General features: G+C 71.7%; 11 protein-coding genes and 1 pseudogene. 5 read left to right on the forward strand and 7 right to left on the reverse strand.

The annotated features are described in order from the left end of the window. Positions 1 to 4: 4 nt before the first annotated feature. Positions 5 to 910 (reverse strand): serine hydrolase, encoded by a 906-nt coding sequence (locus IEZ12_RS26045; RefSeq protein ID WP_189275224.1) that lies wholly within the window; start codon positions 908 to 910, stop codon positions 5 to 7. 226 nt (positions 911 to 1,136) lie between these two features. Beyond that, a complete protein-coding gene (locus tag IEZ12_RS26050) occupies positions 1,137 to 1,748 on the reverse strand; it encodes a TetR/AcrR family transcriptional regulator (protein WP_043911911.1) in 612 nt (203 codons plus the stop codon). Positions 1,749 to 1,946: 198 nt separating this feature from the next. Between IEZ12_RS26050 and IEZ12_RS26055 the strand changes: the two genes are divergently transcribed. The 3 genes from IEZ12_RS26055 (at position 1,947) to IEZ12_RS26065 (ending at position 4,125) form a co-directional block, all read left to right on the forward strand. After that, positions 1,947 to 2,228 carry a hypothetical protein gene (locus IEZ12_RS26055; protein WP_189275226.1) on the forward strand — a complete coding sequence of 94 codons (282 nt, stop codon included), beginning with the start codon at positions 1,947 to 1,949 and terminating at the stop codon, positions 2,226 to 2,228. A gap of 181 nt (positions 2,229 to 2,409) precedes the next feature. After that, positions 2,410 to 2,844 (forward strand): ester cyclase, encoded by a 435-nt coding sequence (locus IEZ12_RS26060; RefSeq protein ID WP_189275228.1) that lies wholly within the window; start codon positions 2,410 to 2,412, stop codon positions 2,842 to 2,844. 330 nt (positions 2,845 to 3,174) lie between these two features. After that, entirely contained in the window at positions 3,175 to 4,125 is a 951-nt protein-coding gene (locus IEZ12_RS26065) for a beta-ketoacyl-ACP synthase III (protein WP_189275230.1), read from the forward strand. A 48-nt stretch (positions 4,126 to 4,173) separates the two neighbouring features. Here IEZ12_RS26065 and IEZ12_RS26070 read toward each other — a convergent pair whose 3' ends face one another. Next, positions 4,174 to 4,488 (reverse strand): hypothetical protein, encoded by a 315-nt coding sequence (locus IEZ12_RS26070; protein WP_189275232.1) that lies wholly within the window; start codon positions 4,486 to 4,488, stop codon positions 4,174 to 4,176. A gap of 158 nt (positions 4,489 to 4,646) precedes the next feature. Between IEZ12_RS26070 and IEZ12_RS26075 the strand changes: the two genes are divergently transcribed. Further along, positions 4,647 to 7,181: a DEAD/DEAH box helicase gene (locus tag IEZ12_RS26075; RefSeq protein WP_308431081.1), complete on the forward strand. Its 2,535-nt coding sequence runs from the start codon at positions 4,647 to 4,649 to the stop codon at positions 7,179 to 7,181. A 55-nt stretch (positions 7,182 to 7,236) separates the two neighbouring features. Here the strand turns inward: IEZ12_RS26075 and IEZ12_RS26080 are convergent, their stop codons facing one another. The 4 genes from IEZ12_RS26080 to IEZ12_RS26095 form a co-directional block, all read right to left on the reverse strand. After that, complete coding sequence (locus IEZ12_RS26080) at positions 7,237 to 7,935, reverse strand: DUF981 domain-containing protein (RefSeq protein WP_229848032.1); 699 nt, start codon at positions 7,933 to 7,935, stop codon at positions 7,237 to 7,239. A gap of 143 nt (positions 7,936 to 8,078) precedes the next feature. Further along, entirely contained in the window at positions 8,079 to 8,741 is a 663-nt protein-coding gene (locus tag IEZ12_RS26085) for a hypothetical protein (RefSeq protein WP_189275236.1), read from the reverse strand. 128 nt (positions 8,742 to 8,869) lie between these two features. Further along, on the reverse strand, positions 8,870 to 9,433 hold the full coding sequence (cpt, locus tag IEZ12_RS26090) for a chloramphenicol phosphotransferase CPT (protein ID WP_189275238.1): 564 nt from the start codon (positions 9,431 to 9,433) through the stop codon (positions 8,870 to 8,872). A gap of 22 nt (positions 9,434 to 9,455) precedes the next feature. Beyond that, positions 9,456 to 10,328 carry an MBL fold metallo-hydrolase gene (locus tag IEZ12_RS26095; RefSeq protein WP_189275239.1) on the reverse strand — a complete coding sequence of 291 codons (873 nt, stop codon included), beginning with the start codon at positions 10,326 to 10,328 and terminating at the stop codon, positions 9,456 to 9,458. 150 nt (positions 10,329 to 10,478) lie between these two features. Here IEZ12_RS26095 and IEZ12_RS39140 point away from each other — a divergent pair. Beyond that, positions 10,479 to 10,841: pseudogene (locus IEZ12_RS39140) on the forward strand (hypothetical protein); the annotation flags it as partial.

Here is a 10,841-nt window from a genome sequence, read left to right on the forward strand (position 1 = left end):
GTCCTCAACTCCCCACTTCCCGCAGGGCGGTGACGGCCCGGGCGGTGGCGGCTCCGATGGCCCGGCTGATCTCGGCGTCGTCCGAGCCGGGCCGGGAGCGGGTGAAGACCGCGGCCGCGTACTGGCGGCCGTCGGGGAAGGAGACCACGCCGACCTCGTTGCGGACCACGCCGAACAGACTCCCGCTCTTGGCGGCGACCCGCACCGGCGGGCGGAACCCGCTGCCGATCCGGTGCCGGGTCAGCTGCCTCGCCATCGCGCCGCGCACCCGCGCGCACGCGGCGGCCGGGCCCGCCCGGTCCGTCCAGATCAGGCGCAGCAGCGCGACCATGTCGCGCGGGGTGGTCCTGGTCCCCCGCGACGGGTCCATGGCGCGGACGGTCGGCAGCTGCTCGTCGACCCACACCTGATCGGCCGCCGAGGCCCCGGCCGCCCAGCTCTGCAGGTCCGCCCAGTCGGCGCGGCCCAGGTCCTCGCCGATGGTGTCGAGCATGGTCCGCAGGTCGGACGTGACGAGGGTGCCGGACAGTCCGAGGCGCGCCGCAGTCGCGTTCACCGCGTCGACGCCGACCCGGCCCAGCAGGACGTCGGTGGCCGGGTTGTCGCTGATGGTGAGCATCAGCACGACCAGGTCCCGCAGGGACAGCACCGTCTCGTCCTCGAACAGCGACATCCCGACCGGCCCGTCCGTCCGCTCGGCGGCCCCCAGCGTCACCCGCTCCCGCCCGTCCAGGCGGCCGTCGGCGAACGCGGCCTCCACCTCCAGCGCGATCTGCACCTTGAACACCGAGGCCTGGACGGCCGGCCGATCGGCGTCCAGCACGATCTCGCCGTCGCCCTGCACCGGCCGGACGCACAACGCGCCCTCGCAGCCCGCCTGTTCGAAGATCTCCCGGAGTTCGCGTGTCATGCCGCCGATTCTGTCAGGCGGGTGGCGCGCGGCCTCCAGGTGCACCGGGGCGTCGCCGTCCTGCAGAGCGCGCACGGACGGTCACGCCCAGCACGACCATCCGTTGCCGATTCCCCGCCGGTTCGCGCCGGTGGTCGATCTCCAGCTGCTCCTCGACGATCCGGACTGCGGTCTCCCGCTCGATCATGCCCCCAGCGTCCTGTCCGGCCCGGGGTTCGACCAGCCGTCAGGCGGCTTGCGGCAGGACGCGGTCGAGGGACCGGCGGGTGCGGGTGGCGGCGAGGGGGTCGCGGAGGAGTTGGAGGGCCTGGTTCAGGGCCAGATAGATGCCCGTCAGCTCGTGGACGATCTGCTCGGCGTCGGTGTCGGCGGGCAGGTGGCCGGCCTCGACGGCGAGGCGGACCTCGCCGGCCAGGCGGCGGCGCCAGACCAGCAGCAGGCGGGCCAGGTTCTTGCGGACCGGGCCGTCGTGGGCGTCGAACTCGACAGCGGCGGTGGTGAACAGGCAGCCGCCGGGGAAGATCTCGCGGGCATGCTCCAGGTACGCGATCCAGCTCTCGCAGACGGCGCGCAACCGGGGCAGACCGGGTTCGGCGTCCGCGGCCGGCTCCCAGACGAGCGTGGTGAAGAGTATGGACGCCCGTTCCAGGGTGGCGAGTTGGAGCGTCTCCTTGGTGCCGAAGTGGCCCAGCACCCCGGCCTTGGAGAGACCGAGATCGGTGGCGAGCCGCCCGATGGTGAGACCTTCGAGGCCGTCCACCGACGCCAGTGCCACACTCCGGTCGATGATCCGGGACCGGGTACGACGTGCCTCGGCCACAGTGCTGCGCGGACTCATCGTTTCCCCTCTCGGTCGCACTGCCCGGTCCGGCGGCGCCAGGTCGGCACCCTGGCCGTGAATCCTACTGCCCGGTTCGACTCGCGTGTCGTGTGCGCCGGCCGGGTGCTCTCCGCCGGGCTTCCGACTGTTCGGCGGGCTCGGCGGATATGAAGCCGCAGCCCGTTGGTTTGCCCACAGATGGAAAGGCGGCACCGCATGACGACCGACGCCGAACGCAACCAGCAGTTCCTGGACGAGTTGGCCGACCTCAGCACGCCGGAGCACTTCGGCAGGTCCCTGCTGCTGAGCATCACGAAGCACGCGGCGGCCCGGAAGAACCCCGCCGAGCCGTTCGAGCTGACCACGACGATCAAGGTCTTCCCGCCGGGGGCCGAGGTGGTCCGGGAGAACCTCAGCAACTGCATCGGCCACGTCAACTCCTTCGGCAGCCTGATCCTGGTCTGTCCCCCGGGCGGCGGCGGCGAGGTGCTGATGTAGCCCGCCGAACGGCCGACCGGACCGCGCGAGGCCCGGTCGGCCCGTCGCACCGTGGCTGCTTCCGGGTGAACGGCCCTGGCACCCGTGCGCGCCGAGGGCATGGTGCGCGGAATCGGCGGGTGACGATTCGGGACGGCAGGTGCCACTGCGGCGGCGCGAGGGAACGGGCAGAGAGGCGTCCATGTCCATCGAGGAGAACAAGAGTCTGGTCCGCCGGTTCTACCGGGAGATCGACGCGGGCAACCTGGCGGCCATGGACGAGTTGGTCTCCGAGGACTACGTGGACCATTCGCCGCCACCGTTTCCGGGGCTCGCTCCCGGCCGCGAGGGGTTGAAGCAGGCGTTCCGCCTGTTCTGGGAGGCCACCCCCGGCGTCCACGAGATCGAGGACCAGATCGCGGAGGGCGACAAGGTCGTGACCCGGCTGACGGGACGCGGGACGTGTGTGGGCGACCTGCCGGGCATCCCGGCGACGGGGCGACCGATCACCATGACGGCGACGGTGGTTCACCGCATCGAGAACGGGAAGCTCGCCGAGAAGTGGTCGGACAAGGACGTCCTCGGATTCCTTCAGCAGCTCGACGTGATCCCACCGCTCGGCGAGCCATCGGGATAGGCCGGAACGACGCCAATCGCGGCCCGGCTCCCGATGCTTCAGTCGTAGACGCGGGCCACGCCGAGCTGTTGGGCGATCGACGTCCAGGTCACCGGTTCGACGAGCGGGATGCCGGGCAGGGGCGGCCGGCCGAACCTCGGTGAGACGTACCGACGACGGTCAAACTCCGCTGAGGTTCGTCGACTTCACTGAGAGCGGGTCCGAAGCGCCCGGTCCAGCGGTTTCCCTCCGATGGCGGGCGGCTTTTAGCTTCCGACCGGTCGGTTGCTATATTCCTGGCCGTTGCCCCCGGCACGCGGTCGGTGGCCGCTGTCGCGGAAGGGAACTGCCATGCCCGGAGTCCGTATCGCCGGTCTCGGCCACCACCAGCCCAGCAGGGTGCTGAGCAATGACGAGTTGGCGACCATGGTGGACACCAACGACGAGTGGATCCGTCGGCGGACGGGCATCGCCACCCGCCGGATCGCCGCGCCGGACGAGTCGGTGACGGACCTCGCCGCCACCGCCGCGGCGAAGGCGCTGGCGGCGTCCGGGCTGGACCCGGCGGAGATCGGGCAGGTCACGGTGGCGACCTGCAGCGCGATGGACCGCTGCCCGTCGATCGCCGCGCAGGTCGCGGCCCGTCTCGGCATCCCGTCCGCCGTCGCGTTCGACGTGAACAACGGCTGCGCGGGCTTCTGCACCTCGCTCTCGATCGCCGACCACTCGCTGCGGGCGGGCGCGGCCCGGCACGCGCTGGTGATCGGCGCGGAGAAGATGTCGGACATCACCGACTGGACGGACCGCCGCAGTTGCATCCTGCTGGGCGACGGCGCGGGCGCGGCGGTGCTGTCGGCGACCGACGGCGACAGCGCCGGCGTCGGCCCGGTGGTGTGGGGGTCGGACCCGTCGCGGGCGAGCGCGGTGCGGCTGCTGGGCGACTGGCACCCGCGGTTCGAGCAGGACGGGCAGGCGGTGTTCCGCTGGGCGACCACGGAGCTGCCCGCACTGGCCGAGCAGGCGTGCCGGGCGGCGGGGTTGAGCCCGGCGGAGCTGGACGGGGTGGTGACGCACCAGGCGAACCTGCGGATCATCGAGTCGCTGGTGCAGAAGCTCGGCCTGTCCGAGGACGCGGTGATCGCCCGGGACGTGGTGGACTCCGGGAACACCTCGGCGGCGTCCGTCCCGCTGGCGCTGGCGAAACTGGTGGAGCGCGGCGAACTGCCGTCCGGCGCCCGGGTGCTGCTGTTCGCTTTCGGCGGCGGCCTGTCCTGGGCCGGCCAGGTCGTCACCTGCCCCTGAGCCCAGAGAGCAACCGCCCCCACGGCCGGGCCCGCCGCCGGGCGGACGTCAGCTCCCGTCGGTGCAGGTGACGGTCAGGCGGATGGCGGCGGGCGGCGGCGGGGAGCCCTGGTAGGGGGCGATCCACGCGCCGACGCCGGTGGAGCCGACGGCCGTGGTGCGCACGCGCTGGTCCGGCCCGAGCGGGGTGCCGTCGCCGTTCGTCACGTGGACGTCGGTGGGGGTGATGCCGTCCGGGCAGATCGCGACCACCCCGCTCGGGGCGCCGGTCGCCGCCACGGTCTCGGTGAACGCCGCGGCCGGGCCCGCCGCCGCCAGCAGGGTGGCGGCGGCCAGGGCGAGGCCGGCGGTGCGCTTGCGCATGGGTGTCCTTCCGTCGACGCGTCCCCGACGCTTTCGGGAACGGGCGTAGACGATCATTCCCCTGACGCACGGTGACGAGTCGACCGCACGGAGGAACCACCGGGACGGCCCGGCGGCGGCTCGGGCGGACCGTGCGGGCCCGAGCTTTGCCCATGGTCATGCCGGACGGGCAAGATAGCGGGGTGACCCTCCTGGACCTGATGCCGAAACCCGCCACGCCCGACTCGCTGTTCGAGACCTTCGCCGAGTGGGCGTCGGAGCGCGGCATCACTCTCTACCCCGCCCAGGAGGAGGCGCTGATCGAGCTGGTCTCCGGGAACAACGTGATCCTGGCGACGCCGACCGGGTCGGGCAAGTCCCTGGTCGCGGCGGGTGCGCACTTCGCCGCGCTGGCCGAGGGCAAGCGGACGTTCTACACCGCGCCGATCAAGGCGCTGGTGTCGGAGAAGTTCTTCGACCTGTGCAAGATCTTCGGCACCGAGCAGGTCGGCATGATGACCGGCGACGCCTCGGTGAACCCGACCGCGCCGATCATCTGCTGCACCGCCGAGGTGCTGGCGCAGATCGCGCTGCACGACGGCCCGCGCGCCGACATCGGCCAGGTCGTGATGGACGAGTTCCACTTCTACGCCGAGCCGGACCGCGGCTGGGCCTGGCAGATCCCGCTGCTCGAACTCCCGCAGGCGCAGTTCCTGCTGATGTCGGCGACCCTCGGCGACGTCCGCCGCTTCGAGGAGGACCTGACCCGCCGCACCGGCCGTCCGACCACCGTGGTCCGTTCGGCGACCCGCCCGGTCCCGCTGTTCTACGAGTACCGCCGCACCAGCCTGCACGACACGCTGGAGGAGCTGCTGAACACCGGTCAGGCGCCGGTGTATGTCGTGCACTTCACGCAGAAGGAGGCGGTGGAGCGGGCGCAGTCGCTGATGAGCATCAACATGTGCTCGAAGCAGGAGAAGGACGCCATCGCCGACCTGATCGGCAACTTCCGCTTCACCACCAAGTTCGGCCGCAACCTGTCCCGTTACGTGCGGCACGGCATCGGCGTGCACCACGCCGGCATGCTGCCGAAGTACCGCCGCCTGGTGGAGCGCCTCGCGCAGGCCGGTCTGCTGAAGGTCATCTGCGGCACCGACACGCTCGGCGTCGGCGTCAACGTGCCGATCCGCACGGTGCTGTTCACCGCGCTGTCCAAGTACGACGGCCAGCGGGTGCGGATCCTGCGGGCCCGCGAGTTCCACCAGATCGCCGGGCGGGCGGGCCGGGCCGGCTTCGACACCGTCGGCCAGGTGGTGGCGCAGGCGCCGGAGCACGTGGTGGAGAACGACCGGGCGCTGGCGAAGGCCGGCGACGACCCGAAGAAGCGCAAGAAGGTCGTCCGGAAGAAGGCCCCGGACGGGTTCGTCTCCTGGACCGAGGAGACCTTCGAGCGGCTGATCGCGGCCGACCCGGAACCGCTGGTGTCCCGGTTCAAGGTCAGCCACGCCATGCTGCTGTCGGTGATCGGCCGCCCGGGCAACGCGTTCGAGGCGATGCGCAAGCTGCTCACCGACAACCACGAGGACCGCCCGGCGCAGCGCCGCCACATCCGGACCGCGATCGCCGTCTTCCGCTCGCTGCTGCAGGGCGGCGTGGTGGAGCAGCTGGACGAGCCGGACTCCGAGGGCCGCACGGTGCGCCTGACGCTGGACCTGCAGGAGAACTTCGCGCTGAACCAGCCGCTGTCCACGTTCGCGCTGGCCGCGTTCGAGCTGCTGGACCCGGAGTCGCCGTCGTACGCGCTGGACGTGGTCTCGGTCGTCGAGGCGACCCTGGACGACCCGCGGCAGATCCTCGCCTCGCAGGAGAACAAGGCGCGCGGCGAGGCCGTGGCGGAGATGAAGCGCGACGGCATCGAGTACGAGGAGCGGATGAACCGGCTCCAGGAGATCACGTACCCGAAGCCGCTGGAGGAGCAGCTCGGCCACGCCTACGACGTGTACCGCCGGGCGCACCCGTGGATCGGCGACCACCCGCTGCAGCCGAAGTCGGTGGTCCGCGACCTGTACGAGCGCGCCATGACGTTCACGGACTACGTGGGCTTCTACGAGCTGGCCCGCACCGAGGGCATCGTGCTGCGCTACCTGGCGGGCGCGTTCAAGGCGCTGGAGCAGACCGTCCCGGACGACATCAAGACGGACGACCTGAAGGACGTCATCGCCTGGCTGGGCGAGCTGGTCCGCCAGGTCGACTCCTCGCTGCTGGACGAGTGGGAGGCGCTGGCCAACCCGACCGAGCCGGAGGCGGGCGAGGTCCGTCTCGACGACAAGCCGGCGCCGGTCACCGCGAACTCCCGCGCGTTCCGGGTGCTGGTCCGCAACGAGCTGTTCCGCCGGGTCGAGCTGTGCGCCCTGGAGCACTACGACTCGCTCGCGGAACTCGACGGCGAGGACGGCTGGGACGCGGACCGCTGGGCCGACGCGATGGACGGGTACTGGGAGGAGTACGACGACCTGTTCACCGGTCCGAACGCGCGCGGCCCGAAGATGCTGCTGATCGAGGAGGTCGAGGACGAGGGCCTGTGGCGGGTCCGGCAGATCTTCGACGACCCGAACGGCGACCACGACTGGGGCATCTCCGCCGAGGTCGACCTGTACGGCTCCGACGAGGAGGGCCGCGCGGTCGTCAAGATCACGGCGGTGGGCGCGCACTGACGGCCCGTCGGCCGGAGCCCCCGGTGGGGCGGCTCCGGCCGGCCTTGCCGGGGGCTCACATGGTGTTGACGATGAGCCCGATGTGGGTGAAGTAGTTCAGCCCGCCGAAGATCAGGAACGCGAGCCCCGCCAGGCCCCAGACCACGCCGATGGTCGGGCTCATCCAGGTCCTGGGGGTGCGCAGGGCGAACGGGAACAGCAGCGCCCCGATTCCGACCAGCACGTAGAGGCCGGACATGAAGCTCGCCTCCAGCCACGGGTAGTTGGCGAACTCCCCGGAGATCGGCTCCTCGGGCGGGGCGGCGAAGAGCGTGTACTTCCAGCCCGCGGCGGCGATCCCGAAACAGGCCAGCCCCATTCCGAAGACGAACACCGAGATCGGCAGTGCGACCCGGCTCGTCCGCTCGATGCCGTCCTCCACCGCGAACTCGGCGGCCCGCTTCCACAGGTAGAAGGAGGCGGACAGCAGGAACACGCCGAAGGCCAGCGCGGGTTCGCCGAAGATGATGTTGTCGAACGGGAAGCCCTGACCGGCCAGCGGCCAGGTCAGCGTCATGTGCAGACCGGTGACGACGAGCGTGAACCCGAGCGCGCCGAACGCCAGCGCCCAGCCGTCCGGGGTGGCGATGCGCCCGCGCGTCAGGAGTTGGCGGCCCAGCGCCACCACCAGCAGCAGCCCCGCGCCGGCCGCGACCGACATGATCGTGTTGTAGGTGGGCATCTTGGCCCAGTCGATCTTCAGACCGGATGCCATGAGTGACTGCGCGTACGGAGTCATGGATTCAGACATGGACTGCTGCGGTCGGCCGGCAAACCGCAGGCCGTCCAGGTTCACCGGCCTGCCGGACAGCATTCCCTGGTCCGGCGGCTCGCCCGGGCCCGATCCGGATCCTCTGTTCACTCGTCCGAACGGTGCGTCAGGTAGTGCTCCGCGTAGGCCGACAGCTGCGGGTCCTCCAACGGCTCGTCCTGGTACCCGGCCAGGGCGATCCGGCCCTCGACCCAGTAGCGGTGGGCGAATTCCTCGAACGACGGCGCGCACCACCTGATGCCGTCGCCCTCCATGCCTTCCTCCGGCTCCGCCTCGTCGTCCTCCGCCAGTTCGAACTCGAAGTCCCGCCAGGAGTGGACGACGAAGGTCTCGCCGGTCGGGCGCAGGTAGAGGTACCACATCACGCAGTCCTGCTGGTCGCGGAAGAACCGCACCAGATACGCACCGGGCTCGACCGGGCTCGGGATCGGCACCGAGAAGTTCTGCCAGCAGCCGGTCGGCGACGCCGTGTCGAGCGACAGGGCCAGCCGCTCGTCACGGTGGTACGTCAGGAAGTCGGCGGGCAGGGTGAGACCGACCCGGGCCACCGCCGCCTTGAGTATCTCGACCTCGTCCACCACGCTCGACGGCCGTCCGCTCGGCCCGCCCAACCAGTCGAAGGAACCGGTGAACCGGGCGGAGTCGAGCGGCGGCACGCTGTCGTACGGGTACCACTCGTAGGTGCCGGCGCACTCCCGGTACTCGCCGAGATCGGTGTTGCACCACTCGGCCGGGAATCGGACGGTCATCGCATACCTCGCTGAACAGTGGACGCTTCGGGCCACTGCACGGTAGTGACGACCACCGACACTCGCCGGTGCGGACGGGGTCTCTGCCGGCCCGCCGAACTGGGGTCACCACACGAACGGGTGAGCCCTCACCTGCCTGGCCGGGTCTGCGGCGCCAGTGGCTCCAGCCGTTCCACGATCGCCCGGGCGCAGTCGTCCGACGGTGTGCGGGTGGTGTCCACCTCCAGGTCGTAGTGGACACCGCGGTGCACTCGCAGGGCCTGGTCGGCGGCCATGCCCGGGGTACGGTCGGGCCGGGCGCGTTCGCGGGCGGTCGCGGCGGCCGGGTCGCAGCGGACCCCGACCCAGCGCACCTCCAGGCCCGACAGCGCCTCGCGCCACCGCTGTTGGGACTCCGGCCCGGAGAGGAACACGTCGTCGACGATGACTGGCGCGCCCGCCCGGGCGGTGGCGGCGATGCCCGCCATCCAGGCGGCCTCCAGTCGGCGGAAGGTGTCGCCGACGGTGACGGCGCCGTCCCCGCCGAGGTCGATCCCGGCGTCCTCCGCCAGCAGCGCGGAGGGCATCGCCTCGATCAGCCCGTCGATGCCGAACGTCAGCCAGGGCTCCGGCAGCCGGTCCTGCAGCGAGCGCGCGAGGCTGCTCTTCCCGCTGCTGGAACCGCCGTTGAGCACGATCACCCGAACGGTCATCGGGCCACCCCCACCGCTCGGCTCACCACTGGTGCGCGGCGATGTTCACCGGGCCGGGGGCCAGCCGGGCGGCGTTCGCGACCAGTGCGGCCAGCTGCTCGGCCATCTGTCCGGGCGTCAGCTGCATGCGGTCGCCGTGGCCGGGGAGCATCCACTCGAAGTGCAGCAGGGGCGCGACGCGGGCCAGCGAGGCGGCCTGCTCCTCGATCGAGTACCAGGTGACGTGTTCGGCGACGGCCAACGCGCCGGCGGTGCGCGACCAGTAGATGCTGTCGCCGCTGAAGCAGTACCGCCGGTCGGCGAGGTACAGCACGCTGCCCTCGGTGTGGCCCGGCACCGGGAGGGCGGTCACACCGTCGGCGATCTCGACCGGATCGGTGCCGCGCAGCACCCGGTCGGCGTCCGGCGCGAAGTCCAGGTCGCCTTCGTGGATCCAGAGTCGGGCCCCGAACCGGTCCGCGTAGCTGCGCCCGTGCGCGGCGTGGTCCCGATGGGTCAGCAGGACGTCCGTCACCCGCCCGACCGCCTCGTAGCGGGCGGCGAGCGACTCCGACCAGCGCGGCGTGTCGATCATCATCACGGTGCCGTCCGGCCGCCGCAGCAGGTAGGAGTTGGCGCCGAACGTCTGCCGCGAATTGTGGCCGCAGAGCAGGACGTTGTCGTCGATCGCCAGCGGGAACGGGTCGGCCGCCGCGTCCAGCGGCCCCGAGTGCCGGCGGATCGAACGGGTGTGGCAGGCGAACGCGGCGGCGTTCAACTGCGCCTCCTCGGCGGCGTTGCGCGGCTGGCGCACCACCTCCGAGCCCCGGCCCACCTGCACGATCAGGTCGGGCGCGAGCTGCCGCGCCACGTCGCACCCGGTGCATCGATCGTCCACATACCAGTCTTCACCCACGGCGGTACCCCCACATGTGCTGATGAATCGTCAACGAGCCGCAGCGGCCCGGCGCTTCAAGCCTCACCCGGACGGCGCAGAAATGGGAAGGGTCCACAGATCTTGCACTTCGACCGCCGAGGCTCTCTACAGCCGGAACGGGGCGGGTCCGTGCCGAGGACGTCGGCGGAGGAAGGGCACGTCCGGCAGCGCCGGAGCACCGCGCGCCGTCAGGTCGGCCGGGACCTCTGCGACCCGCGGACGACCGCCGCCGCACCGTCCCCCCGCCCGTACGGGGCGCCGGTTCCGGTGGCGTGCAGCACCACGACGGGTGCCCCCTCGCACGTCCCGAGCGCCGCCACCCAGCGACGTCCGCGGGTCGGCGGACCGGCGTGCGGCCCGGGCGGCGAGGCGTTCCTGGCCGCGGGTCCAGCGGACGGTCCGGTGCCGCGCCTCGGGCGGCATCCGCCCGCACTCGGGCTCGAACTCGGCGGCGCTGCACCGGAGATCGGCCAGCAGCCGGACCGCGCTGCG

Source organism: Kitasatospora griseola (assembly GCF_014648555.1).
GTDB classification, from domain to species: domain Bacteria; phylum Actinomycetota; class Actinomycetes; order Streptomycetales; family Streptomycetaceae; genus Kitasatospora; species Kitasatospora griseola.

Bases quoted from the DNA above. Each gene is read 5' to 3' on its own strand.
- IEZ12_RS26045 (WP_189275224.1), bottom strand. From the start codon at position 910: ATGACACGCGAACTCCGGGAGATCTTCGAACAGGCGGGCTGCGAGGGC.
- IEZ12_RS26050 (WP_043911911.1), bottom strand. From the start codon at position 1,748: ATGAGTCCGCGCAGCACTGTGGCCGAGGCACGTCGTACCCGGTCCCGG.
- IEZ12_RS26055 (WP_189275226.1), top strand. From the start codon at position 1,947: ATGACGACCGACGCCGAACGCAACCAGCAGTTCCTGGACGAGTTGGCC.
- IEZ12_RS26060 (WP_189275228.1), top strand. From the start codon at position 2,410: ATGTCCATCGAGGAGAACAAGAGTCTGGTCCGCCGGTTCTACCGGGAG.
- IEZ12_RS26065 (WP_189275230.1), top strand. From the start codon at position 3,175: ATGCCCGGAGTCCGTATCGCCGGTCTCGGCCACCACCAGCCCAGCAGG.
- IEZ12_RS26070 (WP_189275232.1), bottom strand. From the start codon at position 4,488: ATGCGCAAGCGCACCGCCGGCCTCGCCCTGGCCGCCGCCACCCTGCTG.
- IEZ12_RS26075 (WP_308431081.1), top strand. From the start codon at position 4,647: ATGCCGGACGGGCAAGATAGCGGGGTGACCCTCCTGGACCTGATGCCG.
- IEZ12_RS26080 (WP_229848032.1), bottom strand. From the start codon at position 7,935: ATGGCATCCGGTCTGAAGATCGACTGGGCCAAGATGCCCACCTACAAC.
- IEZ12_RS26085 (WP_189275236.1), bottom strand. From the start codon at position 8,741: ATGACCGTCCGATTCCCGGCCGAGTGGTGCAACACCGATCTCGGCGAG.
- cpt (WP_189275238.1), bottom strand. From the start codon at position 9,433: ATGACCGTTCGGGTGATCGTGCTCAACGGCGGTTCCAGCAGCGGGAAG.